General features: G+C 41.6%; 22 protein-coding genes and 1 riboswitch. Of the genes, 7 read left to right on the top strand and 15 right to left on the bottom strand.

Annotated features, from left to right (window positions below):
* Positions 1-69: 69 nt before the first annotated feature.
* Positions 70-187: riboswitch (cobalamin riboswitch) on the bottom strand.
* Between the two features lie 142 nt (positions 188-329).
* Complete coding sequence (locus BQ7400_RS09500; protein WP_072470313.1) at positions 330-1,625, top strand: S-layer homology domain-containing protein; 1,296 nt, start codon at positions 330-332, stop codon at positions 1,623-1,625.
* A gap of 57 nt (positions 1,626-1,682) precedes the next feature.
* Here BQ7400_RS09500 and BQ7400_RS09495 read toward each other — a convergent pair whose 3' ends face one another.
* The gene (locus BQ7400_RS09495; protein ID WP_083553327.1) at positions 1,683-2,927 is read right to left on the bottom strand and encodes a S1C family serine protease; all 1,245 of its coding nucleotides are present in this window, start codon (positions 2,925-2,927) and stop codon (positions 1,683-1,685) included.
* Positions 2,928-3,075: 148 nt separating this feature from the next.
* Between BQ7400_RS09495 and BQ7400_RS09490 the strand changes: the two genes are divergently transcribed.
* The 3 genes from BQ7400_RS09490 (at position 3,076) to BQ7400_RS09480 (ending at position 4,681) form a co-directional block, all read left to right on the top strand.
* Complete coding sequence (locus tag BQ7400_RS09490) at positions 3,076-3,594, top strand: nitroreductase family protein (RefSeq protein WP_072470310.1); 519 nt, start codon at positions 3,076-3,078, stop codon at positions 3,592-3,594.
* A 175-nt stretch (positions 3,595-3,769) separates the two neighbouring features.
* Positions 3,770-4,210 carry a LytTR family DNA-binding domain-containing protein gene (locus tag BQ7400_RS09485; protein ID WP_009431071.1) on the top strand — a complete coding sequence of 147 codons (441 nt, stop codon included), beginning with the start codon at positions 3,770-3,772 and terminating at the stop codon, positions 4,208-4,210.
* Positions 4,211-4,219: 9 nt separating this feature from the next.
* Entirely contained in the window at positions 4,220-4,681 is a 462-nt protein-coding gene (locus BQ7400_RS09480; protein WP_072470308.1) for a DUF3021 domain-containing protein, read from the top strand.
* Positions 4,682-4,731: 50 nt separating this feature from the next.
* On the opposite strand, the gene BQ7400_RS09475 is transcribed toward BQ7400_RS09480, so the two are convergent.
* From BQ7400_RS09475 to pdxR, 4 genes are all read right to left on the bottom strand, one after another.
* A complete protein-coding gene (locus tag BQ7400_RS09475) occupies positions 4,732-5,763 on the bottom strand; it encodes a S66 family peptidase (RefSeq protein ID WP_072470306.1) in 1,032 nt (343 codons plus the stop codon).
* A 100-nt stretch (positions 5,764-5,863) separates the two neighbouring features.
* Complete coding sequence (locus BQ7400_RS09470; RefSeq protein ID WP_009430404.1) at positions 5,864-6,085, bottom strand: DUF951 domain-containing protein; 222 nt, start codon at positions 6,083-6,085, stop codon at positions 5,864-5,866.
* Positions 6,086-6,104: 19 nt separating this feature from the next.
* Positions 6,105-7,115: a hypothetical protein gene (locus BQ7400_RS09465; protein WP_072470304.1), complete on the bottom strand. Its 1,011-nt coding sequence runs from the start codon at positions 7,113-7,115 to the stop codon at positions 6,105-6,107.
* Positions 7,112-8,512: a MocR-like pyridoxine biosynthesis transcription factor PdxR gene (gene pdxR / locus BQ7400_RS09460; protein ID WP_072470303.1), complete on the bottom strand. Its 1,401-nt coding sequence runs from the start codon at positions 8,510-8,512 to the stop codon at positions 7,112-7,114. Before pdxR ends, BQ7400_RS09465 begins: the two co-directional genes overlap by 4 nt.
* A gap of 106 nt (positions 8,513-8,618) precedes the next feature.
* Here pdxR and sppA point away from each other — a divergent pair, with 106 nt between their 5' ends.
* From sppA to BQ7400_RS09445, 3 genes are all read left to right on the top strand, one after another.
* Positions 8,619-9,671 carry a signal peptide peptidase SppA gene (gene sppA / locus BQ7400_RS09455; protein ID WP_072470302.1) on the top strand — a complete coding sequence of 351 codons (1,053 nt, stop codon included), beginning with the start codon at positions 8,619-8,621 and terminating at the stop codon, positions 9,669-9,671.
* Positions 9,671-10,222 carry an RDD family protein gene (locus BQ7400_RS09450; RefSeq protein ID WP_072470301.1) on the top strand — a complete coding sequence of 184 codons (552 nt, stop codon included), beginning with the start codon at positions 9,671-9,673 and terminating at the stop codon, positions 10,220-10,222. The genes sppA and BQ7400_RS09450 overlap by 1 nt, the downstream gene beginning before the upstream one ends.
* 162 nt (positions 10,223-10,384) lie before the next feature.
* Positions 10,385-11,539: an ISL3 family transposase gene (locus tag BQ7400_RS09445; RefSeq protein WP_180371974.1), complete on the top strand. Its 1,155-nt coding sequence runs from the start codon at positions 10,385-10,387 to the stop codon at positions 11,537-11,539.
* A gap of 144 nt (positions 11,540-11,683) precedes the next feature.
* Here the strand turns inward: BQ7400_RS09445 and BQ7400_RS09440 are convergent, their stop codons facing one another.
* From BQ7400_RS09440 to BQ7400_RS09395, 10 genes are all read right to left on the bottom strand, one after another.
* A complete protein-coding gene (locus BQ7400_RS09440) occupies positions 11,684-12,550 on the bottom strand; it encodes a stalk domain-containing protein (protein ID WP_072470299.1) in 867 nt (288 codons plus the stop codon).
* A 75-nt stretch (positions 12,551-12,625) separates the two neighbouring features.
* A complete protein-coding gene (locus BQ7400_RS09435) occupies positions 12,626-17,137 on the bottom strand; it encodes an S-layer homology domain-containing protein (RefSeq protein WP_072470298.1) in 4,512 nt (1,503 codons plus the stop codon).
* A gap of 58 nt (positions 17,138-17,195) precedes the next feature.
* Positions 17,196-19,205: an S-layer homology domain-containing protein gene (locus BQ7400_RS09430; protein WP_072470297.1), complete on the bottom strand. Its 2,010-nt coding sequence runs from the start codon at positions 19,203-19,205 to the stop codon at positions 17,196-17,198.
* Between the two features lie 14 nt (positions 19,206-19,219).
* Positions 19,220-19,738 (bottom strand): flavodoxin family protein, encoded by a 519-nt coding sequence (locus tag BQ7400_RS09425; protein ID WP_072470296.1) that lies wholly within the window; start codon positions 19,736-19,738, stop codon positions 19,220-19,222.
* Positions 19,739-20,503 (bottom strand): ABC transporter ATP-binding protein, encoded by a 765-nt coding sequence (locus BQ7400_RS09420; RefSeq protein ID WP_034437806.1) that lies wholly within the window; start codon positions 20,501-20,503, stop codon positions 19,739-19,741. It lies immediately after the preceding gene.
* Complete coding sequence (locus tag BQ7400_RS09415) at positions 20,493-21,482, bottom strand: FecCD family ABC transporter permease (RefSeq protein ID WP_034437805.1); 990 nt, start codon at positions 21,480-21,482, stop codon at positions 20,493-20,495. The genes BQ7400_RS09420 and BQ7400_RS09415 overlap by 11 nt, the downstream gene beginning before the upstream one ends.
* Positions 21,469-22,347 carry a heme ABC transporter substrate-binding protein IsdE gene (gene isdE / locus BQ7400_RS09410; RefSeq protein ID WP_034437804.1) on the bottom strand — a complete coding sequence of 293 codons (879 nt, stop codon included), beginning with the start codon at positions 22,345-22,347 and terminating at the stop codon, positions 21,469-21,471. The genes BQ7400_RS09415 and isdE overlap by 14 nt, the downstream gene beginning before the upstream one ends.
* Positions 22,334-23,299: a heme-binding Shp domain-containing protein gene (locus tag BQ7400_RS09405; RefSeq protein ID WP_072470295.1), complete on the bottom strand. Its 966-nt coding sequence runs from the start codon at positions 23,297-23,299 to the stop codon at positions 22,334-22,336. Before BQ7400_RS09405 ends, isdE begins: the two co-directional genes overlap by 14 nt.
* Positions 23,286-24,590 (bottom strand): iron transporter, encoded by a 1,305-nt coding sequence (locus BQ7400_RS09400; protein ID WP_245759432.1) that lies wholly within the window; start codon positions 24,588-24,590, stop codon positions 23,286-23,288. Before BQ7400_RS09400 ends, BQ7400_RS09405 begins: the two co-directional genes overlap by 14 nt.
* A gap of 435 nt (positions 24,591-25,025) precedes the next feature.
* Positions 25,026-25,865 (bottom strand): helix-turn-helix domain-containing protein, encoded by an 840-nt coding sequence (locus BQ7400_RS09395; protein ID WP_072470294.1) that lies wholly within the window; start codon positions 25,863-25,865, stop codon positions 25,026-25,028.
* Between the last annotated feature and the right edge of the window lie 10 nt (positions 25,866-25,875).

The following is a 25,875-nucleotide window of genomic DNA, read 5'->3' as shown; positions in this document are numbered from 1 at the left end:
CTTCTTTAATAAAAAAAAGTATGTAGACCTAGAATCTCCATACTTCCTTCCATTCTTAAGTCACTCGCTTAAATTCCAATACTGTAGAGGTAGCCTGGCTTTACAGTGGCGGGACCGCATAGGACTTGCACCTATTTCCCCTCATTCAATTTGGTTCTAAACTCCAAAATACAGCACTATTTACTTGTATGTGGATATTGTATAGAATTTGTAAACTAATGTCAAGATAATAACTATCATTGTAAAAAATATTTTTTTGCTTAAAAGACTTCTCCTGTGGTATATATTAAACAGAAAGCAAATCACAAATAAACACAGGAGGAAAAATAATGAAAACTCTTCGTAAAAAATACTTAATTCCATTGACATCCTGTCTTGTCTTGGGTCTAGTGAGCCCGGTTTTGGCCCACCCCTTCCATGATGTGGACCACCATTGGGCCAAGGATCAAATTGTCTGGGCCTATGATAAGGGAATTGTTTCCGGAGTCAATGCCAACCATTTCTCTCCAGATGCTACCATCTCCAAGGGTGAATTTTACCGGATGGTCAACCAATACTTTGGCTTGACCCGTAAGGCCGACATCCACTTTACCGACGTAACACCCAACATGTGGTTTTATGAGGATGTCCGTAAGGCTGTGGCCTTTGGCTACATTTCCGACTATACCGGAACCCTCCAAGCCATGTCTGCCATTAGCCGGGATGAGGCTGCAAGAATCCTAGCCAAGGTCTACAATCTTTCTGCCCAACCCGATGCAGCTAGAGACTTTTCCGACAGGGACCTTATCCGGAATCCTGGAGAAGTTGGAGCCCTTGTCCAAAAGGGCATCATGGTGGGAAAACCCAACAGGGAATTTGACCCCGCTGGATTTTTAACCCGGGCTGAATTTTCTGTTGTCTTAAAGGCTGCCAATGATAAGTTGGGAAGTCAATATGTCCCCTCTCCAACTACCAGCAGTCAAACCACTACAAGTAAGGACAAGTTTGGCTATGCCCTAGATGCTAGCGACTACAATATCTTCAAAGACAAGATGCTAACCAAGGGCTACAGTCTGGACCAAGTCAAGGACCTTTGGGACCGGGGTTACCGCAATCCAGATAAGATTGACCAAAGGACTGGATCTTATTGGGCCAATTGGACCAGCTACAATGACTTTTACCGCTACTATCGAGGTCTAGGCTATAGTGAAAAGCAAGTTGAAGACCTTTGGAACAAGGAAGCTGGCCGCTATTCCTATTGGTATCGTAACTCTGCCAACTACGACGATTTTTACAACTACTACAAGGGCCGGGGCTATTCAAATGACCAAATCCTCCATTTTTGGAACAATGGAAAAGACCCCTTAAACTTCTTCCCTAGCAACCGCTCCTATACAGACTACCGGGACTTCTACCGCTACTACAAGGACCGGGGTTACAGCAATAAAGAGATTGATGATCTATGGAATCAAGGCTATGGTTGGTATTATGACTATAGAGATTACTTTAGAAGTTATGATGAGTTTTATAACTACTTCAAGGGAAGGTATAGTAAAAAAGATATTGATAAATTTTGGAATAATGGCAACTACCGCCTATACCCCCGGACAGACAAGGACAACCGTATTATCTGGTATTTTGAATAAGAAAAAGAGACCCTTTTGGGTCTCTTTCCATACCGGCTCCTTTTGGAGTCGGTTTTTTTATTGGCCAAAAAAGGATCCGCCAAAGTTCGGTACTTGGTCTTGTCCCTGGTCTTGGCTTTTAGTCCTTTTTTGAAGGTCTTGACTTTCTTGGAAGGTCACTTCTGCCTCCCTTTCTTTTTTATTACGGATATACTTAATTTTAACCTTGTCCCCTAACTTGTAGGAATACATCAGTTTTTTCAGGCTATTGGTATCTTTAATGGCCTGGTCTCCCAATTGGGTGATGATATCTCCTTGTCTTAGGCCGGCCTCAGCTGCTGCTCCACCAGGATAGACATCCATGACAAAGGCTCCTTCCTTGACTCCCAGCTTGACCCGGTAGTGGTCTTCCACCGTTTCAGGATTGGCTACCACAACGCCTAAGCTGACACTTTTAAAGCTGCCTGTTTGGATGACTTGGTCAAGAATGGGCTTTAGGGTGTTGATGGGAATGGAGAAGCCCAGACCTTCTGCCGAGGAAATCTTGGCTGTGTTGATCCCAATGACTTGGCCTTGGCTATTAAAGAGGGGTCCACCGGAGTTTCCTTCATTAATGGAGGCGTCGGTTTGAATTAAGCCATCAATATAGTTGCCTTGGCCAGACCCTACAGACCGGTTCAAGCCTGAAATGATTCCCTTGGTCACAGACCTTTGTAGGTCCAGACCCAGGGGGTTTCCAATGGCAATGGCTGGTTCTCCAATGGCGATCTTGTCAGAATCCCCCAGGTCTACAGGAGAAAGGTCTTTCTTGGCATTGACCTTTAAGATAGCCAGGTCCAAGCTGGGATCCTCCCATAGGACTTGGGCCTCCTCTTGGGATCCATCATTAAAAAGAGCCGTAACGGTATTTTTGGTCCGGTTGGCCACTACATGGGCATTGGTTACGATATAGCCCTTTTTATCTACGATAAAACCAGATCCCGACCCCTTGACAGCCATGGGACCGAAAAAGGTGTTTTGGACACTTTCTGTGGTAATTCCCACCACTGAATCCATGGCCTTGGCCGCTACTGCCTGGCCAATACTGGCATCATCGGAAGCCTGGATTTGAATTTTTTGTCCAGGAGCTGGACTAGTTCCGGTCATGGCTGGGGGTCTTAGGGCATTCATAAGTCCTGCCCCTACCAGGCCCCCTACTAGGGAGCAAACCAGGGCCAAGGCAATGGTCCCTCGTCTTTGTTTCTTTTTATCTTTTTTTCTTTGCCTGTAGGCTGCTGCCTCCAGGTCATAATAGTCTTGGTTTTTTAATGGTTCTCGGTCCATTTTTTCTCCTTCCTTTCTTTATTGTCTTCATGATAGCTTTTAAATATGAAGTTTTTGTGAAAAGAACCTGTTCTTTAACTTAAGATTTTTAAGTTTTGGATATTTATTATCAAATCTGGGTATAAGTACCAGGAAAGGAAGGGATTAAATGCTTAAAGATACCATTATAAAGCGTAGAACGGTTCGCCGTTTCACCGATGAAAAAATGCCCCTGGAAACACTAAAGGAACTTTTGATGTACGCCTCCATGGCTCCATCCAATGCCAATGCCCACCCTGTGGAATTTATTGTGGTCAGTGAAAAGGAAGATTTTGCCTACCTGGCTGCCATGGACCGCTTTGGTGCCAAGCACTTGGCCGACGCCCCCCTGGCTGTTTTAATTGTTGCCAACAAGGATGTCTGCAAGTATTGGGTTCAAGAAGCTGCCATGACTACGGCCTACCTAGACCTTTTGGTCCAAGAGGAAGGCTACCAAGCCGGCTATCTCCCATTCCACGACAATACCACGGACAAGAATGAAGATGCCGAAGCTTATGTCCGGGACTATTTTAATATCCCCGACAATTATGGCGCCCTGGGTATTCTTTCCATTGGGAAAAAGGATGAAAGAGTCCGGACCCGGAAGGAATTCCCCATTGACGAAAAAATTCACGAAAACCGCTTTTAAGGTCCTTTAGCAAGGAAAAAGAGCCATGGATAGAGTTTCCATGGCTTCTTTTTTTATCCTATCATTGGGGGATTTCCTTTTTCAAGACCGTTCCCCTTAGAAAAACAACCGCTTACCAGAAAGGGCTGGAAATCCGGTCCCTTCCTGCTAGAATAATACTTGAAGGGAGGCTCTTATGAATGTCGAAATCTTTATTGATGACCAGTACGAAGAAACCACTGTAAAAATTTATGCCAAGACCTATTCCAAGGAAATAGATTGGATCAAGGACCAGGTCCTGGGTCACCCCCAAGACAAGATTACAGCCTTTTCTGGCGACGATGTTGAAATTCTAGCCTACAGGGACATCCTCCGCTTTTATGGACTGGACAACAAGATCTATCTAGATACAATGAACAATACCTACACCACCCGCCTACGCCTTTACCAATTAGAAGACCGGCTGCCAAAAAAGCAATTCATTAAAATATCCCGGTCAGAAATTGTCAACCTGGACTATGTCAAGAGCTTGGACTTATCCTTTTCCGGAACCATTGCCTTGGAATTAAAAAATGGTCAAGTAACCTATGTTTCCAGAAGAAGTCTAAAAAATTTTAAAGAAGCCCTTGGGCTTTAGGAGGTATGTATGAAAACTCTACGAAAAATAATTCCAGCCTTTGTCCTGGGTGTGGGGATTGGAAGCTTAATGGAATGTCTTTTTAGCTTAATCTATGGCCAAGTTTTTATCGGGACTCCAGCCTTTATGGCATCCCACCCCTCTCCAGTTTTTGTAAAAATCATCCAAACTCTCCTCTATGGAGGCTTTGGACTTGTCTCTCTTTTGGGAGAACAATTCTTCCCAAAGAAAAATAATAAATCCCTCTTCAAGGCAACGGCCATCCACTTTCTTTTGATTTTTGCCTACTTTGTCTTTATTGGTTTTTACCTTCGTTGGTTCCCCAATACTCCCAGCGTCTTTATCTCCCTGGGTATCTTCATCCTGATTTATTTTGTCATCTGGATTTTGATTTACCTGGCTGAAAAAAGAAAAATCGAAGAAATGAACCGGGTCTTAGAAAGAAATCACAACCACCTGGTTGATGAATAAGAGTTCCCTATTGATAAAAAACCACCCCTAGGGGTGGTTTTTCTTTGCTCTTAAGATTCAAAGCGGATGACTTGGTCTTTTATATTGACTTCCGCCTCCAGGCCAAAGGGGACAATACAACGAGGTGTGGCATGGCCTACATTGATGTTGTAGACAAGGGACAGGTCCTTGTCTTGGAGCTCTTCCAGTAAAATTTTCTTGTAGTCTTCATAGTAGACCTTGTCTTGAGCTTTACCCAGCAAGACCCCCTGAACTTGGTCAAAAAGCCCATAGTCCTTTAAGGCCCGGACCATCTTCCGGTAGAGGGCAGGTTGGGACTTTTCTTCACTGGTCTCCAAGAGGAGGATTTTTCCCCTCCAATCTTCTAGTTTGGGAAAAAGCTGGTATTTTTCACATAAATCCACCGTATCTTCAAAACGGGAATTGTCGAATAGGGTATAGATGGACTCGATACAGCCTCCTAGGATCTTTCCCTTGAATTCTCCCGGACCCTTCAAGAGTTCAAAACCTGTATCCGGGTAGCTTTCCATTGCTTGGCCCAGACTCTTTTCACTAAAGTCTTGTCTTTCCCGGTACCACAACTTGCTGGGCCGGATTTCCTTAATAGTCCCTGTCTCAATTAATTCCTTAAAGTAACTTTCCGTATAGGGGAGCATGTCCTGGGCCAATTCACAAATATCCGGGAGGAAGGCCTGGCCGTAAAAGGTCTTAAGCCCCAGCTTATGGAGCATAAGGTGGTTGATGGTGGTGTCGGAAAATCCTAAGAAGATCTTTTCTTGAACTGCCTCTTTTAACTGGTCTTTTTCAAATAAATAGGGCAGGAGCCTGTAGGTATCTTCCCCTCCAATGGCACACAAGACCATGTCGATGGAGTCGTCTTGAAAGGCCTCTATAAGGTCCTGGGCCCTGGCTTCGGGGTGGTTTTTAAGATAGTCCATTCCCTTTAGGGCATGGGGCAAAAAAACTATGTCCAGGCCCATTTTCTCCAATCTTTCCTTTCCCAGCTTGACTTCATGTTGGATAAAGTCTTCTCCTAAGATTCCACTGGATAGGCTGACAATGCCAATTTTTTTCACTTTCATATCCTGATTCTCCTTATCTATTCTTACGTAAAAATATGGAAGAAAAACTGGCAAGCACAAATTCCGCCTGCCAGTTCCCCTATTTTCTAGGCCCTATGGCCTAGTCTTCTTTTTTATGGTGGACAATACTCACCAGCTTGTCTCCTTCTTGGATTTTTCGGACCCGTTTTTCAAAGTCCAGACGGGATAGCCAGATGGTATGCTGGCAGCCGGTGCACTTGAGTTTTATGTCCACACCGGTTCTTAGAATCTCCCAGAGGTTTTCGCCACATGGGTGGCCTTTTTTTAAGGTGATCTTATCCCCCACTTGATAAACTAACATTGAAAGCCTCCTTTTAATTTTATTGGTTGACGAGTTGGTGGACCCAAAGGTTTTGGTCCTGGTAGGATACAAGAATATCCTTGTAAACATGAGTGGCATCCATTTCCTTGCCCAGGGGTTGGTAAAAGACTTCTTTATCCGTTAGGTTGCCGGCCACTTCTCCTTCTGCTGTGGCATAGAGGCTGCCTTGGTTGTCAAAGAAGTCTTTGGCATTCATGGATAGGATATGTTTGCCCTTTTCCTCCAAATTTTTATTGTAGCTGGTAATAATCCCGCTGTGGAGGATGTGGACTTCTTTTTCCCTAAAGACCACACCGGAAGCCAGGGGAATATCTACATGGGTCACTTGGTCCTTGTAGATTTTCACCAGCTGTTTTTCCGTCATAAGGTAGGTGACTTTTTTCCCCTTGTAGAGGCCCATGCCCACTTCCGAGGGAAAGTCGAACTTGTCCATGGCAGAATCCTTGCGGTAGACCCGGGTCTTGTAGCCCGAAGCTGAGGTGGACAATTCGCTCACGGCAAAGTCATCCTTGCTATGGACATCAAATTGCAGGATAAAGTTGTCGGTTTGGAAGATTTGTTCTGTGGTCTTGCCCTTAACCAGGTAGAGGACTTCATGGTTGTCCGCCTTGCAATGGATGATGGTTTGGCCATCTTCCTCCTGGACCTGGAAGAGGTCTTCTTTTAAGTTGACTATGGTTTCTGTTTTTCCATTTTTATCTAAAATCTCCAGCATCTTGTCTCCAGGTCGGTAGAGGTAGATGTGGCTTTGGGCGATTTGGGCCTTTAAGTTTTCCCGGCTCCGGTCCACCTTCTGAAGCAACTGACCCTTGAGGTCGTAGAGGTAGAGGTAGTCTCCGTCCCAAACGGCAACGGCTTGGTCCATGGCCTTGGCCTCCTGGATCTCCCCATTGATTTCTTTTTTCCAAAGGAGTTTGGTGGTTTTTACATGGTTTTTTGGCCAAACAAGATAGGTCAAAAGTCCTCCCAAGACCAGAAGGAGGATGATCAGTTTTGTCCATTTTTTCAATATTCTGCCTCCATTCTGGCAATATCTTCTTTCAAGTCCCGGATACTGCCATCAATCTCATCAAGGTCCAGGCTACCAAAACCCAAAACCAGGGTTGGGCTGGCACTCTTGGACCCCTTGGCCCGAAATTCATTGAGCCCCCTAAGGAAGTAGCCTTTTTCTAGCAGGCCCTGGACCAGACTTTCTTCATCCAAGGGGCTGGCCAGGTGGAGGAGGAGGTGGAGTCCCGCCTCTTCCCCTTGGACTTGCCCCTGGGGAAAGTATTTTTCCAGGCTCTTGACAAAGACTTCCCTTTTTTTCCGATAGTGGTTCCGCATCCGGTTTAAGTGCTTTTCAAAAGACCCCGTCTTGATAAAAATCTCCAAGGCCCTTTGGCTAGAGGCCGAAACTGGGCATTGGAATACCGTCAGCTTGTTTTGGTAGATTTCCAAAAGCTTTTTAGGCAGAACCATGTAGGAAATGCGCAAAGACGGGGAAATACACTTGGAAAAGGACCCCATATAGATGACCCGGTCCCCCCGGTCCATACTCTTGAGGGAGGGAATGGGCCGGCCGCTGTAGCGGAATTCTGAATCGTAGTCGTCTTCTAAAATATATTGGTCCTCTCTTTTTTGGGCCCAGTCTAAAAGGTCCATCCGCCGGGCCAGGGGCATGATGCAACCTGTGGGAAATTGGTGGGAGGGGGTGACGCAGGCAATGGTGGCTGGACTTCTCTCCAGGTCCCGGGTCTTCATTCCCGCTTCATCCAAGGAAATGGGCAAAAACTCCCGACCCCCCACTTCAAAAATATGGCTCAATCGTTCATAGCCCGGGTCTTCCACGGCAAAAACCGTATCCCGGGGCACCAGTTGGTTAATGAGAAAGAGCAAAAATTCCGTTCCGGCACTGATGATAATTTGCTGGGGACTGACATCTGCCCCCCTGGAACTGTAAATGTACTTGGCTATTTCCACCCTTAGGCCCAGGCTCCCCCTGGGGTTGGGGTCGTTTAAAAGCTGGCTGTCTTTGGCTACGGCGTCCCGGTAACACTTCCGCCAAATGGTATAGGGAAAGAGGTCCTCGTCTACGGTATTAAAGGAAAAATTTACCCGGTGGGCCTCCTTGGCCTCTGCCAGGTTGTCAAACTTCCCCACCCCTTGCTCCACATATTGGAGGTTGAGGTCCTCTACAAAATAACCCCTTCTTTCCAGGCTCCTTAAATAACCCTCATCCACCAATTGCTCATAGGCATCGGTAATGGTGTTGATGGAAATATTTAAAAAACCTGCCAGGGCTCTTTTGGATGGGAGTTGTTGGTCTTTTTTTAAGTTCCCCTTATGGATCTCCTCCTTGATGTGGAGGTAGAGTTGCTCATAAAGGGGGGTTTTTGAATTGGGATTTAAGTTGGGAAATAGCATTTTACACGTCCTTTATGCTATTATACTAAATTTTGAAAAAAAAATCATTAAGTGTTATACTATAAGGCATCTACTAAGTTTAAAGAAAATAATCAAGGAGGTTTTTATGACCGAAAACAATCGACAAGACCAATATAAATCCACCAACACCAAGCGTTGGGTTGCCCTAGGCCTGGCCATTTTGCTCTTAATTCTCAGCAGTATTTCCTCAGGCATTACATCTAGCCTATTTAAGGCCAAGGAAGAAAATAGTGAAAACTTCTTCACCAGCCTCTTGCAAAAAAATAATCAAATGACAGAAACCAGCCTCCAAGGCAGCGACGCAAACAACCGGATCCTCCTGGTTCCCATTGAAGGGGTCATCTCTTCCAACAAGGGCACCAGCCTCCTGTCTTCAGGGTCTGAATACAACCAAGACCTGATCCTGGCCTCCCTGGACAAGGCCAAGGACGATGAAACCATCAAGGGGATTATCCTGGAAGTCAACAGTCCTGGCGGTGGCGTCTATGAAAGTGCCCAAGTCTATGACAAGGTCATGGAAGTGAAAAAGGCTAGAAAGATTCCTGTCATTGCCGTCATGAAGTCCATGGCTGCCAGCGGTGGCTACTATATCTCCTGTGCTGCAGACAAGATCTATGCCAGCCAAGAAACCATGACTGGGTCCATTGGTGTCATCATGTCCAGCCTCAACATGAGCGGTCTTTTTGACAAGCTGGGCATCCAAAACCAAACCATCAAGTCTGCCGCCCACAAGGACATCGGGTCCACCAGCCGCCCCATGACAGAAGAAGAAAAGGCCATCCTACAAGGCTACATCAACTCAGCCTATAGCCGTTTTGTAGACGTAGTGGCCAAGGGTCGCAAGATGACCAAGGACCAAGTCCTTCCCCTGGCTGACGGTCGAATTTATGACGGAGCCCAAGCCAAGGCCGTAGGTCTTGTAGACGAACTTGCCTACCCAGACCAAGCCTATGCCGCTTTTGAAAAGCAACTGGGCCACGAAGATATGGAAATTTTCTCCTATTCCCCTGGACTTTCTCTGGATTCTCTTCCCTATCCCTTTATGAAGGGTCAAACCAAGGAAGAAGTCTTGGCCAAAGAATTGGAAAAGGGCTTGGCTAGTCCTACAGCCAACTACCTCTATGGAGGTGGATTCTAATGGACCAAGAGCAAAAAAATACTCTCCAAGAAGAAAACTTGCAAGAAGGTCCCAAGGAAGAAGTCCAAACCCCCATCTACAAAAAAGTTCTCCTGGACCAAAGGGTCCTGGCGGGATTTTTCCTCCGCCTGGTGGCCTTTGTCATTGACCTGGTCCTAGTGGGGAGTCTCAATGCAATCCTTAACCCCCTATTTACAGACCAGGCTGTTGTAAAAAACCTGGTGGCCATCTTGGTCTACCTGGCCTACTTTGTCCTAACTACTGGTTTTACCAAGGGCCAAACCCTGGGTAAGATGATCCTAGGCCTGAAAGTGGTCCGGGTGGACGGCAAAGAATTAAACTGGGCCGATGTCTTCTTCCGGGAAGCCTGCTGCCGGTTGATCTTAAAGATTGTCCTTCCCCTCTACCTCTTGGCCGGGGTAACGGATAAAAAACAACACCTGGGAGACCTGATTTGCGACACCATGGTTATCAAGGCCGCCTATGAGCAAGAGCTTTTTTACGAGCAAGTCTACCAAATTCCCAGCTACCAAAAATCTTATTTTATATAACGACTACAAAAAGGTTCTATAATAAATGTTGGGGTCCCCCTAGACTCCAACATTTATTTTTTGCCATAAAAAATGCACTTATCTCTTTTTTCCTTTACAATAAAGTTACCACAACAAAATGAAAGGGTGAGATAAGTGCAAAACTATACTAACACAAATCTATTGAATTTAAAAGGTGTCTCTATTGACGAGGTAGTCTCTTTTGATGACCACATTGATGTAAAACTCCATTCTTTATACAAGGAGGGACTTTGTCCTGTTTGTGGTCATAAGACCTCTCGCATCCATGATTATCGTCTGCAAAGGATCCAACACACGCCTATTGGCTTGCGGAAGGTCTTTCTTTTTCTTCGGAAGAAGCGCTTTGTTTGTCCTCATTGTCAGAAGCGTTTTTATGAGTCTTTGGATTTCTTAGCTCCTTATTCTAGACGGACTAAGGATCTCCACTTCTTTATCCAAGACCAATTAAAACAGGTCCGGTCTTTATCTTCTATTGCCAAGGACTTGGGTTTATCTTCCTCTTGTCTCACAAGCTATCTAAAGTTGGCTCCAAGGAGGCGGCCAAATCTTCCTCGGGTCTTAAGTATGGATGAGTTTAAGGGAAATGCTGGTGGGGATAAATACCAATGTATTTTAGTGGATCCAATCCATCACCAGGTACTGGATATTTTACCCTCTCGACGAAAAAAAGCTTTAATGGACTACTTTTCTTCTTTTCCCAAGGAAGAACGAAGAAGGGTGAAGTATGTGGTTATGGATATGAGTCATCTTTTCTACGCCGTCTTAAAGGAATTCTTCCCTCAGGCAACCTTCATTGCGGATAAGTTTCATTTTACAAGACAAGTCTTTTGGGCCTTAGAGAATGTCCGCAAGACACGACAAAAGACAAGGGATGCAAAGTATCGCCTCTACTTTAAACGGTCCAAGTCCATCCTACGGAAAAAAGGCAGTCGGCTAAGCCCCGAAGAAAAAGAAAAGCTGGAACTGATGCTTTGGCAAGACAAGGAAATCAAAGAAGCTTATTTCTTAAAAGAACGCTTTTATGACGTCTTAGATGCCTCCAGCAAAGAAGAAGCAAGACAGGCCTTAGACAAGTGGCTGTGGGTTGCTAAAGAAAGTGGATTAAAGGAATTTAAAGCCAGTATTCGGGCCTATGAAAACTGGAAAGAAGAAATCCTAAACGCCTTTTCCACAGGCATCACCAATGGACAAACAGAAGGCTTTAACAACAAAATCAAAGTGATTAAACGGGTTTCCTATGGGTATCGGAATTTTGAGAACTTTAAGAGTCGCATTTTAATGGTCTTTCGGGCATAAGGAAGGGGCGAGAATAGATCTCACCCCAACATTTGACAAAGAGCCTACAAAAACAGGTCTTGAGCTTATAAGCTCAAGACCTGTTTTTTACTCTTTTAACCTAATTACATCATATCCATGAAATATTTGTTTATTCTTAAGAAACTATTTTGTAATTGTCACAGTTTGACTTGCTCCATCCCAATCCACTTTTGCTCCAAGATTTTCAGAAATTAAACGTAAAGGTACAAAAGTCCGTCCTTGCTTAGCACTTGCAGGAACATCTAAGGTCTTTTCCTTTCCTTGCGCTAAATAAGACTTGGAGTTCAGCTTTAAGACAAGGAGTTTGTCTCCTATAGTAACCTCTTGTTTGGTCCCATTCCAATCTACTTTTGTTCCAAGAGCTTCAGAGATAAATCGAATCGGGACTAAGGTTCGGCCATTTTCAGCATAAGGTGCGACATCAGGAGTTAAAGTCTTACCATTGACCACAATCTTTATTCCTCCTGTTCCCTTAGGCAATGCTTTTGCAGGCTGTTGACTAGGATTTTCTGAAACCTTCTTAGCCTTCGCCCAATCAAAGACTAAATAAGCTTTTTGCTCTCCAGCACCCTTTGCCCCTCCTTGCAGAGCATCCATAGCATCCACCCAAACAGCTACTAAAATTTTATCTTCTTTTAAGTTAGGTCTTACAAATTCATGATTTTTACAATATTCTCCCTGAATGGGTGTTTTTTTTGTTTCATTACGATTTGAGTCCTTATCTCCATCATAGATAAATAAATTAGTTAATTCCCCTTCCATACTCATAAACTCCATCTTTTTCATTTGAATATTGTAGATGGCCTTGCCATCCTTTTCAACCACTCTGGCAATATGTTTTAAGGCTGGATTTCCCATAGAATCTTTATCGATTTCGCCATATTTTTTTAATTGTACCGGTACATCGTAAACTTCTTCACCTGCTGCAAAAGAAGCTCCTGGTAAAAGCAGCCCTAAAATTAGGGTAAAAAGCAATACTAATTTTTTCATCTTTATTCTCCTCTTTTTTCTTCTCTTCATCTACCTATTTCATTCCTTTGGCCGGTCTCCCGGCCAAAGATCTTTTTAATTATGGTCCACATTATAGAGAACTTGAGCTACTTGGGCTCTTGTAAAGATTCCCTTTGGAGCAAAATTTCCCTTTTCATTTCCCTTAACTAAACCTAGTTTTGCCATTTCATTGACAGCATCTTTGGCCCAGGAAGAAATAGTTCCTTGGTCTGGAAAAGTTGCTTGGCTCTTTTCTTTTAAATTTTTATTGACAACTTTTAAATACTTAGCCATAATCGTTGCCATTTCTTCCCGACTGATATCTCGTTTTGGTTGGAATATTCCGTCTCCAGCCCCTTGGACAATACCATTTTCAGCTGCCCAGATAATATAGGGTGTATAATAAGTTCTCCCCACATCTTTAAAAGTATTTTTACTATATTGATTTGGGTCAATCCCTGCCATGCGACCTAAAACTGTTACAAAGTCCCCTCGAGAAATCGGTGCTTCTGGTGCAAATTGATTATTGCCAATCCCCTTGAAATATCCTTTTTCAACAACATAGTTAATGGCGTCCTTTGCCCAATGCCCTTCGATATCGGTAAAGCCTTGTGACTTAGCTTGCTCCTTGGGTACAACTTGTTCAGAAATTTTTGTGTCTTCTACCCTTTTCGGTTCTTCTTTTTTTACACTTGTCTCTGAAGATGATTTTCTACCCGGCTTATATGGTTTATTTGGATAACTTGGGTGATTCGGTGTGGAAGGAACATCTGGCTTTGAAGGAGTTGTTTCTTTTGTCCCCTTTTGTAGATTGTATTGACTTAAAGCATCTTTTAAGCTTTCTACCGCTTGATTGACTTCATCTTGGCTTGCTTGTTCTTTTTCAGCAATTTCTGTTGCAGTTTTTAAGGCTTGGTCGAAGGCAGTTTGAACTTCGGAGGTAACCCAGGTCTTGTCTTTCTCTACGTCTGTTCCATCCTTGCTAGTTGTATCTGCTTGTTTTGTTGTTTTTGCTTTTTCTAAAATAGTCTTTAAGGCTGCTTTATCCACTGGTTTTGGACTTTCTTTTGTCCCCTTTAAGACAATTTTATCCACAGGTGCCTTCAACACTTCTTCTCTTCCTGCTTCCAACTTAGGCCATCGGTCAAAATTGGATCCATTTCCATGTTTAAAGAGAATCTTTCCATCTACAGTCTTTCCGTAAATGATTTGGTATTTTTCACCCTTAATTCCTTCTTGCTCAACGCGAGTTTTCCCTTTTTCTAAGTTTGGATCTTCTCTCTCAATGACCTTAAAATCAATATCTTCTAATTTTTCCACGCCCAGAAGGTCGCGGCTAAAGACCACATGCTTATCGTGGTCAACTAACAACTTACACGGTGTCTTTAGGTCATTTCGATAGCTTACTTCCATGGGGATTTCTGTATGCTTCTTGCCTTCTAATGTAAATTGAAATTCTGTGGATTTATCTTCTTGCATACCCAAGGCTTTTACTGGAACATCCTTGCCCCCATACGTTACTTTTATTCCTTGAACCATTGAATTTAAAACACTATCTGCCGCAAAATGCAGTTTATAGGTTGTCTTTGCGTCTTCCTCTTGAACTTGGACATAACCCCCCAAGAAGGGATTTGCAATAAATTCTATTTCTTCTCGATCTGGAATAACCAACTTCCCAGGATGGAAGTTTTGCGTGTTTTGATTCACTTCTTTTTCATAAGCTAGTTTTTTTGCTTCATAAGCCTGTTTATTCCAAACACTTAAAACTCGATTTTGTACACTCTTAATGACTTCTTCCTTTGTCTCAATGGCTTTGCCTGTAATCACGCCATTGATGGTTTTATACGTTCTAGAAACTTTCTTAAGACCTGTAATGCCAGGCGTCTTCACTTGAACCAAACCTTCTGTCAATTGGGGGTCCTCTTCGAGAAGAGTTTCATAATAAATCCGTTCATAACGGTCATCTGTTGTCTTTCCTTCAATTTGTTTATCAGATAAGTTTAACCAAGTTTTTTGAATAGCTGCTCCATCCCCTAAAATCTTTTGCATGGGTACTACTAAGGCAGTCAAGTCTATCCTATTTTGAGCTCCTCCTGTTATTTCGAAGCGATAAACTCTCTTGTTGCCATCTTTGTCTGCTAGGTATGCTTCTTTTACTTGCCCATTTGTATCCTTATACCAAAGTTGACCAACGGAAACCATTGGCTCGTTAATGCCAAATTCTTTATCTACAAATTCATTAAAGGTCACTTGATAGCGAGTCTTTCCTTCCAACTCTTCCACAAGCACATTATGGTCAAGGGTTGTGTTGGCCATGGATGGTGCCCCTGCTTCATGATAATGTTCTGCCATACCGTAAATCGTTTTTGGGTTTGTCAAAGGATCTACCGGGCTTGCTGGATCTGTTTTTGGCATATTTGGAATGCCAGGTTCTTCTTCAGGGAACCCATCCATGGGGGTGCTTCCACCATAGATTCTTAACATCGCCGGTTGTTGCCCAGCACCAGGTGTTCCGCCAGCAATGGAATCCATGGCATCTACCCAAACAACAAGTCCTACTTCTCTTTTTTCTTTCACTGCTTCCAGGGGCACATCAAAAGCAAATTTAGTGAAATATTCTTTTTCCTTGCCTTCCTTGTCTTTAAAAGTTTTTTTCTCCGATCCAAGTGCTGGGATTAAATTATCCTTTTTCGCATGATCATATTTCGTCCCTTCTTTAATAACAAATATGTTGGTTAGCCCTCCAAATATGCCACTAAAGTCAATGGGCTTTACCGATAAGTTAATGGTGGCCTTGCCATCTTTAACTGTAACCGTTGCATCTTGGGTTAAGGCCTTATTTCCCATGGATGCTTTATTTTCATAATAATTTTTTAGATCTACCTTTACTGGGTAGACTCCATCTTGAATCTTTTGAGGATCTTCGGGGATCGGGGGAGTATCTGGTTTTGTCGTATCTCGAACTTGTAAAACGACTTCTTTATACTCATAGTCCGTTCCTACAGAAGGGAGCGCATGGATTTTTAAAGGCACTTCTTTTCTTACTTTTCCTGGCAGGACAAAACGGAAAAGACGATCTGGGCCCGCCTGGGTCATTTCGGCTTTGTATTCCTTCCCGTCCAAAAGGGCACTGACTGTATCCGTATAGCACATATAGTCCCCGTCGCTTTTTTTAAATTGATTCCCAAATCCAATTTTATAGACCGTAATCCCTTTATCTTCAAATTCTTCATATTCTATTTCATGACTCCAAAAATCGTTGGATATATCTAACTTTTCATCCTCGTCTGTTTCTTCTGGATCATAGTCTTTTTTATAAAAAGCTGCATCGTCAACAGTAACAGACTTGTCTGTAAATTTGGGGATTTCCGATGTAGGTTCACTTGGTCTTTCTTTTGTCCCTATTTGAATACCTGTTTCAAAAGTTTGTATTGCTTGATCTAGGCTGTCTTTTGCTGCATTAATGTCGTCTTGGCTTGCTTCTGGATCCTTCAGGACAGTTTCCGTTTCTCCAATGGCTTTTTCTAAGGCTTCTTTGGCTGTTTTTACAATAAATTTTGTTCCTTTTTCTACTTGATCTGCACTTTCTTTAACAATTAAGTCTTCATTTGTTTTCAATTTTTCCTTGGCCTTGACGAGACTTTGTTCTAAAGCAGTTTTATCTACAGAAGCTGCTTCTTCCCACTTAGCACTTAACTTTAAGTCTCCTGTAACGGGAGTAGAAAAGTCAAATTCTTGGTCTCCTTGATACCATCCTTTAAAGACATAGGTCTTTTTTTCTGCCTTTTCTTCCCTTTGGATACGCATTCCCTTAGAAAATTCTCTAGGTTCCACGGCTTGTTTTCCCGCTATCACCATTTGGGTTTGAGCAAGCTGGTTTTGATCATTTGTATACTTACTGGAAAAAGCTACAGTATAGAGAGCATTATCAGCCTTTTTCTCCACTTCAATTTTATTGGAAAAATCGAAGGTCAATTTAGCATTTTGTGCTCCCGTACCTGCTTTTCCAGGCTCATAAGGACTCTCTCCACCATTAGCTATAGAATCCATGGCATCTACCCAAACCCTTACCCAGGCAAAACCCTCTTTTTCTAAGAGGTCTTTTTGTAGAGTAAAGCGAAGTTGCTTGGGAAATTCTCTAGGCTTTCCTGTTAAATCTGTATCCATATGGGTGCGAACGACGTCCATTTTTATTTCTTGTGTCTTGGGATCGTTGTATTTATAGTAGTTGTCTTTATAGTAAAAGATATTGGTAACATGGCCAAACATATTCATAAAGGAAAGACCACCTAAAAAGAAGTCCACTGTTGCCATATCTCCTTGAACTGTTACTAAAGCTGTTTTTACTAGGGCACCATTCCCCATGGATGCTCTACCCGGAGTATAGGCATGCATCAGTTTCACAGGAACTAAGTATCTTTGCGTAGCTTCTACCTTCTTTTCTTCCCCAAGAGCTGCCTGAATCGCCGGCTTGGGGTTAGGTAATCCCTCTTGACTATCTTGTGCATAAATGGGCATGGAGCCTATGAGAAGTATTCCTGCTAAGGTTGCAGAGCAAAACCGCTCCCATTCTTTTTGATTTTTCATTTTTTCTCCTTTCAAATACAATCAAACTTTTATCCTTTGATGTGTTCTTTCTTTTTACTTAATGGTGGTCAATATTATAGAGGACTTGAGCAACTTGGGCTCTTGTGAAAGGTCCTCTGGGTTCAAAATTCCCCTTGTCTGTTCCTTTGACTAGGCCGAGTTTTGCCATCTTTAGGACAGCATCTTTCGCCCAAGGGGAGATTTCTTCTTGGTCAGCAAAACTTGCTGCTTGTTTTTCTTTTATGGTTCTCCCGGTAGCCTTTAAAAAGTTTCGTATCATTAGGGCCATTTCTTCTCGGCTGATGGTTCGATTTGGATCGTACTTTCCATCCCCTACACCTTGGACAATCTGTTTCTTTGCTGCCCATTCCACATAGGGACCGTAATAGCTAGAAATGGCTACGTCAGAAAAGCTAGAAGAGGAATAATCTTTTGTCTTCACTTGGGCCATTCGTCCTAAGACGGTTACAAACTGACCTCTCGTTGTGGTTTCATCTGGGGCAAATTTGCCTCCCCCGATTCCCATAAAGTAGCCTTTACTGGTAACGTAGTCAATGGCTGTTTTTGCCCAATGGCCGTTTGTGTCACTGAATCCCGTTTTTGATTTTATGGCTGTTTCTTGGCTAGTCACTGTTTTTTGGGTTTCTGTTTGCTTAAATGGGTCGGTATTAGTAGTCGTTTGACTATTTTGGAAACCAGCTTGAAAGAGATTGTTATTATTGGCGGTTCCGGACCGAGATACTTCTTTGGCTTGATTCCAGTTGAGGGATAAAATTGCTTCTTGGGCTCCCTTTCCTTTTATCAAGGGGTTCCCATGTTCTGTATCTGAAGCAATATGGTCCATGGCATCTACCCAAACCTTAATCCGCACTTTATCCGCCTTCTTATTCATAATCCAAGACCAGGTGTTATTGGCTCCCTGGTTTGCTTGCCTTTCTCCCCCATCTAAGATAAAAAGATTGTAGAGGTTCCCAGTTAAAGTCTTTCCTCCAAAGTTTCTTTGCATAGGTCCAAATTGAACGTTATAGCGGCATTGGTTTTTGGACACTTCAACATAGGCTGTATGGTTGATGGCATTATTGGCCATGGAATAACCGGAGTCAAAGGCCTTTAAAACTTCCACTGGTACTTGATAGGTAATGACATTTGCTTGTTGTTGGTTGTTGTTTCCTGGATTAAGGTTGTTGCCGTTTTGATTTCCCGTATCAGTATTAAAATTATTTCCTCCACTATTTCCACCATTAGAGGGTGCCTGTGCCTTCACAAGGCCCTCATAAGCCGATTTTAAGTTCTTAACTGCCTCATTAATTACTTTTTGACTGGTATCTAGTCCCAGCAAGGTTAAGGCATTTTGATAGGCCTTGATATATCGCGTATTGGATTCATAGGTATAGGCTTCTCCTCCTGCATTGCCATAATCTTGGATTGCCTTAATCAAGGCTTTTTTGTCGGCTATTCCTGGTTGAGGACTAGGAGGTTCTTCTCCTCCTTCCAAGTCTTTTTTCATTTCTGTAAGGTTAAAAACTAACTTTGCATTTTGCGCTCCAGCACCTTGGGTGATCTTGTCATAAGATGCCTCCCCTTGCATATTCGAATTTAAAGCATCCATGGCATCTACATTGACTTGGACCCAAATGCACTCGGCCTGTAAAAAAGCCTTTTGATCCATCTCAAATCGAAGCACTTTGGGAAAGGTATTGGTCTTTCCATCTAAGCCTGTATCTTGCATGTTCTCGATAACTTGCATGGGGCTTGTCTCTGTTCCCGGAAAAATATTGTCTTTATAGACAAATAACTTGGTTAAGTGTCCATACATATTCATAAATTCTAGGCCTTTAAAGGTCAAGTCTACCTGGACTTTCCCATCCTTAACCACTACCTTAGCTTGATGAATTAAAGCACCATTTCCCATGGATTCTTTTTCCTCATGGGCATGCATCAATTGTACGGGAACCGTATAGGTTTTTTTTGCTTGGACTTCTTCTTTTGCTTCTGCAAAAGCAAGCGTGGGCATTTGTAAAAAAATGATAAGGAAGGCCAATACCCAGGCCATTATCTTTTTTTTCAAGTTTTCCTCCTTACTTATTTCTTTAAATTTTCAACTTGCTTAAAAAAGTAGTCTCCTACTTCTTTAAGCTCCTCTTTTGTTGCATATCTAGATTCTTTTCCCGTTTGAACCATCTGATCTCGAATGGATTTGGGAATAATCTTAGAGGTGAATCCCTCCATTTTTTTTAAAAGTTTGGGGTCTACTTTTCCAGGGCAAAGGTAAGTCCCTAAGGAATTTTTCCCTTTCAACAATTCTTCCAAATTCTTCTGGACCTTAACCCCATGATCTGAATAAGGCATGGCTCCCAAAGTAGCAAAGAGACCTAGGTTTTTTTGTCTCGTTGCTTCAATGACCTTTAAGGCTGCTTTGTTGGGCTTGGCCTTATCTATCCAGGCACCAATTAAGGCATAGTCATAGTCTTCTGGGGGACGATGGTGTCCAATTTCTTGAAGATCTAAATCCAATCCTCTTTTCTTGAAATTAGTATAGATGGCCTGAGCCATTGTTTTGGTATTTCCCGTCAGGGATGAATAGAGAATGAGCCCTTTCATTTACACCTCCTTGGCTGTAATGTAGCTTTTCCCTTCTAGTTGAACCAACTTAAGGGGGGTATCGTACAATTGACTGATTTTCTCTTCTGTTAAAACTTCTTGGGGTGTCCCTTGAAAGACCACTTCCCCTTGTTCTAATCCAATAATTTCATGGGAAAAGTGAATCGACTGATTAATATCATGAAGAACCATAACAATCGTTTTTCCTAAGCTTTGATTGAGGTCTTTAATGAGTTTTAAGACTTCAATTTGATATTTGATATCTAGATAGGTGGTGGGCTCATCTAAAAATAAATAGTGACTATCTTGAGCCAAGGCCATGGCAATCCATGCTCTTTGAATTTGACCGCCAGATAGCGTTCCAATTTTTCGGTCTTTTAACTCATCTAAACCGCAAAGATGAATGGCTTCTTCTACTGCTTCAAAATCTTCTTGGCTGGGCCTTGCCATAAAAGCAATATAAGGTGTACGCCCATAAGACACTAAGTCTTTTACTGTCAGGTCTGCCTGAATTTGGTTTTTTTGTTGAACAATCGCCACTTTTTTAGCAAATTCTTTTCGTGGTATTCGTTGAATAGACGTCTTGCCTAGGCGAATGACTCCGTACTTTGGATTTAAGTTCTTAGTGCAAAGTTTTAAGAGGGTGGATTTTCCACAACCATTGGCTCCTAGCAGGGTCGTAATTTTTCCTTCCTTAAATTGGAGATTCAGGTTTTTTAAGACTGGTTTTTTGCCATAGGCGAAATAGAGATGGTTAATTTCCATAGGTCTTCCCTCCAATCTTTAAGAGGATAATAAAGAAGATTCCACCAAAAACCGTCATAACGACTGAGGCTTTTACCTCATAGGGATAAGCTATCACTCTTCCTAAGGTGTCGGAAAAAAGTAGGATAATCGCTCCTAATAACATGGAAAAGGGTAAGAGGTGTTTATGGTTCGATCCCACAAGAATTCGTCCAATATGTGGAACAATAAGACCTAAAAACCCTACAACTCCAACAATGGCTGTGGATACTGAAGCTAAAACGATGGCAATTAGAGCCACTAAGAATCGATCCCTATTTACATTTACGCCCAAAGACTTTGCCGTATCATCTTCTAGAGAAAGAAGATTGCAAGTTCGCATTGTTAAAAGTGACACTAGCAAGCCGATAACTCCATAAATTGCCATTACTTTCACATCTACCCAGGTTTTTTGGGCAATATTCCCCTCAATGATGGATTGGACGTTTGTTAGTGTTCCCCCATTCATGGCTTTGAGGGCATCGGTAATACCTATAAGGGTCATGTTTAGAGCTACCCCCACCAGAATGAGTTTGATGGGGTTGGACCCTCCTTGCCAAGCTAGGGAGTAGATCAAAAGATAGGCCAAAACACCTCCAATCACAGACAAACCTGGAATGGCGTAAAATAACGTTGGAAATGAGAAGGTAATCAGAGTTGCTGTTAAATAGGCTGCTGAAGAGATTCCAATAATACCAGGATCCGTCAGGGGGTTTTGCATCACCGCTTGAAGTAGAACTCCTGAAGTAGCCAAGGCAGCTCCTGCCATGACAGCAATAATAATTCTGGGAAACCGAAGGTCAAAAACAGTAGCCACTTCGGAATCATATTCTAAGAAGAGTCCCCTTACTAATTTTGATAGGGACATTTCAATGGATCCTGTTTTTGCAGAATAAAGAATTAGGAGAATGAGCAGTAAAATAGCACCGCCGTAAAAGGATATGGCCTTAGTTTTTTTCATAGAAGATTACCTCCAGATCGTCGAGGGCTTCTTTATAATTAAATTTAGCCGACATGCCAAACCGTTTATAAGACAAGTCATAAACTTCTCCATTCTTAACTGCTCGAAAGTGCTTCCAAATATCATTTTCTGCAAAATCTTTTTTAAACATTTTCATCACCTCATCAGGAAGAGCATGGGCGCACCGTAAAATCATATCTGGATCTTTTTGAAGCATATCTTCCGTATTAATGGTGATGAATTGTTGATTTGTCCCCGCATAAACATTTTCTGCTCCTGCAAGTTCCACCAAGGATCCTACATAAGAGTTTTCTGTTGCTACGACGTAAGACCCTGGCAATCCCATAAGGATTAAAACTTTTATAGCTTTTTTTCCTTCGTGTTTTTTTCGATAGTCCTTTATAAATTTTTCATAGTCATCTCTTAGGGCTTTTGCTTCTTTTTCTCGATCTAGTAATTTACCTAAGTCATCAATGGATTTATACATGCCCTCAATATTATTGAGGTTTAAGAATCCATAGTCCAGGCCGGCAGCCTTATATTTTGGCAAGAGGTCTGAAATTAAAGATACGGGTGAAAAAACATAATCTGGTTGAATGGACTTTAATTTTTCAATATCGGGAGTCATGGCCATCCCAACTTTTGGTACATCTTTGTATCGTTCCGGCATGGGGTCTATCTTGGAATCTGGCACAGCCACTAGGTCTAAATTAAGTTTTTCCATGATATAGACAGTAGCCATGGATGTAGCTGCAATCTTAAGGTCTCCTTTACCAGCTGATTTCGATCCCTGCTTTTGATCGACACAAGATGTTAACAAAATAATACAAGCTAGAACTAGAATGATCATTTTAGTCTTTTTCATACAGGCCCTCCATTCTAGAATAGGTCTTTCTTTCCAAGCTCTTATAGTAAATATAGAGCCCAACAGTAACAAGGATTCCACTAAATGCCAGAAGAGTCAAAAGCCCAATTCCAGCATAGATGAAAGCTTTTGTTATGGGCCCCAGAGGGGCTTTCTTTTTTACCCCTTTTTTCTTGTCTTTTTGATTGGAATAATAAAGCTTTTTAATTTGCGGATCATCCTTTGTCAAGAGTCCATGCTTATAACCTAAATCTCCAGCCGAAAATTTTGAGTTAACCACTTTTTGCTCGACTTTCTTTCCTGGCTGAGCCGCCGGAATAATTTGCCCAGCACTTGGAAGATTTGTAGGTCCTGCAGTGTTCTCTGAAATTGCGGCAGATGTCTGATTCAATATTTGTGCTTGCGAGGCCTGATTTTGATTTTGAATAGGTGCCCTGGAGCTAGAGCTTGTCGATCCACCAGACAGAGTTTTAAAATCTGTATTTCCAGGTGTTGGATTTGCAATGTCATAGTAAAAAATAACATCCCTTCCCATGGGTCCAACGAAAAAACTCCCTCGAACGATTACGTCTTTTGATGGAATTTCAATACGGTAGTCTTTTGTCGTTTCTGTAGATGCTGTTACCTGAGCTGGAACAGAATAAAAAGAAGCATCGCCTCGTTTTTGAACCGCAAAGGTTTCATTCTTAATGTAATTGGCTAGATTATATCGAACCGAAAGAAAGATTCGACCATCATCGGTCGTTTCCACCAATGCCTGAGGGTGGACAACATTCTCTGTCATTCCTTGGCCAATACCTGGGTTGTTACCAGGATCTTCAATTACACCTGTAACCGGATGAATGTAATAAGGCGTTGCCTTGAATATTTCTTGCGTATAAGCCAAGGCTTCTTGACTAAATCCAAACAGTAAAATCAGTGTCAAGAAAAGAAAGATTTTACTTTTTCTCATTTTTCCGCTCCATTTCTTTTATAAAGGTCTCTTCTTCCTGAATAAAAGCAATTTCTTTTAAAAGTTTCCGAGAGATAACTATGGCCGCTGTCAATATACCTGCGAATAAAAGTAAGATTAACCCTATAATAGGCCCTGATTCTTTCATCTTTTTTACTTTTTCTACGCTCTTGGACTGCTCATCTTCTTTCGTTGGATTGTTTTCTTCTATTTGAGAAGAATTACTGGCCATATCCACTTGTCCAAGAGGAGGGAGGTCTGCGGGAGCTAAAACTTGACCAGATCCTGCAGCTCCACTTTGAACAGGAAGACCTTGAGTACTTTTTACAGGTGTAGCCTGAGGTTTCTTAACGCTTTGCAAGAAGGCCTTTCCTCTTTCAGCAGCTGTTGATCCTTGTGGCCCAACGGATGCTTGGCGTAAAGAATTTTCAGCTGGCATATTCGCCACACCTTCTTTTCTTCCACTATTTACTAGGGCGTAATTTCCTGGTTTATTTGTTTGAAAAGAAACAAATTTTTCATCTGTTTGAAAATCTATTTTTTTCTTAGCTCCTTGTGTATAGTCGTACAAATTTAAACTATCCGTTTTTTTAAATTTTAAAAGAGGCAATTTCACCGTAAAACTTTTTTGAGGTGAGACTTTTTTTCGAGTCGCTTGGATTGATTTCTCTTTCCCAGTAAAATGATCCAGATTTCCTAAAAAGTCAATATTAAAAACATTGACCTGGTCTAAAGGAGAAAAATCCTTAGAAATGCCTTGGGCTTCTGGTCCTGTCAATCTGTTTCCATAAAAAGAAAATTCTTCTAAAAAACAATTCCCAGGATAATCCACATAAAGCCCTTTATTTTCTTTACTTCCTGAATTTTCTTTTTTAAAATCTGGTTTTTTAGGTCCCTTTTCATACTTGGCAACCAATGTTGCTTGGTCTGGAGTAATCTTTTTTGCCTGGTCCCAGTCAATTTTTATTCGAGCCCGGATCGGTTCATCTCCCATGGGCTCTACTTTTGGATCAACATAAACGTTGACCATTTGATCTTGGTTTAGCAGTTCCACCACAAAAACTCTAGGTCTTTTTTCCGCTTCATTGGGCACTTCAATTTCATAACAACCTTTTTTTGTTGCTTGATATGTACCATCTTTTTGTTCTACATATAAATTGATTAATGAAGCCTTAATGTTCATATACTCCATCAAATCCGTGCCAACATAAAGAGAGGCTTTTTTATCTTTTACAACTAAATTTCCCGTTTGTATAAAAGCCCGGTTCCCCATTGATGGTTTTTCTTCCATGGCATGCCAAAGTTTAATGGGGACTGTATAGCAGCCATCTTCCAATTCAACTGGTCCGTCTATAGGAGGACCTTGGTCCTGTCCATACACTGAACTTAAACTAATCCATACAAACAACAGGGCTAAAACTAGTCTTTTTACTTGTAAATTAATCTCCATTTTAGTGAGCATTCATTCCTTTCTCAAATAGTAATTCTATCTACCCGTTGATAGCTATTATCATTAATGCTATTAAAATATAACGTATTTCCTCTTTTTAAAAAGTCTTTTCCTATAAAAAAATAAGTCAACCTAGGTTAACTTATTCCTCTCTTTTATTAAGCTTTATAGTTTTTTTTATCTTATTTAATAAATTTTGTATAATTTACACTTTATTGTTTGTACATTTTGCCAAAATTCTCTCTCTTCTTTCTGTTAACCCTGGTTTTGTTTTTCTTAAATATTGAACAGGTTTAAAGTTAAAATACATACAACTCTTTCCACTTGTAAGCCTAGGCCAAGATAGGATTCTATCGTTAAATAAATTCCAGTTTGCAACAAACCTTGTCCTAGGTTGTACCACGACAGGTCTTGGGGTAGATGCAAGGTAAATAACCCGTTTTTAGAATTTATTTCCTCTTTTCCATTTTCTCCAAGATAAGAAATCTTCGATACAACGCTCTTTTTTTGATAGCCTTCTTGATTTTTTGTCATTCTTGTTGCCTTTAATTGAATCGAAATGTCCTCATTGACCTCAAGATAAGATTGTGCTTCAAAATTTTCCCGAAGGATACAAGGTTTTAAACGAGAAAAATCCTCTTTTGATTTTTTATACAAGCAACAGGTTATAGGATATAGGCCTGGCAAAAAATACTTTTTAAAGTCGTAATTTGTCCAATCTTTTTTACCTAGCTTTTTTGTATGAATTTCCCTAAGAATTTTTACCTTCTTATTTATTTGATTAAAAAAATTTTCCCCCTTGCTTGTTAAAAGAATACTTACAAGTTCTTTTATTTCCTCCTCATTTAGACAAAAAGTTTCCTGTAAAAAAAGCTCTAAATTTTCTTTTCTTTGATGGTAGTCCAAAGCAATTTTATAGGCAATTTTTGTCAATTGATAGTCTTGTCCATTCTTATATAAGAGACCCACAGTCATCATTTTGTCTAGGATTTTTTTAGCGTTGGTTTTTGAACAGATAAAATAATTTGCACAAGCTGTAATCGTCTTTGGTCCTTTATTTTCTAAAATATAGAGTAGATAATTTATCTGAGGTTTGGTTAAGTTTAAATCCGTCATGCATTTCCCT

Source organism: Urinicoccus massiliensis (genome assembly GCF_900120405.1).
In the GTDB taxonomy this organism is placed as follows: domain Bacteria; phylum Bacillota; class Clostridia; order Tissierellales; family Peptoniphilaceae; genus Urinicoccus; species Urinicoccus massiliensis.
This window is presented reverse-complemented; position numbering and strand designations above follow the sequence as displayed.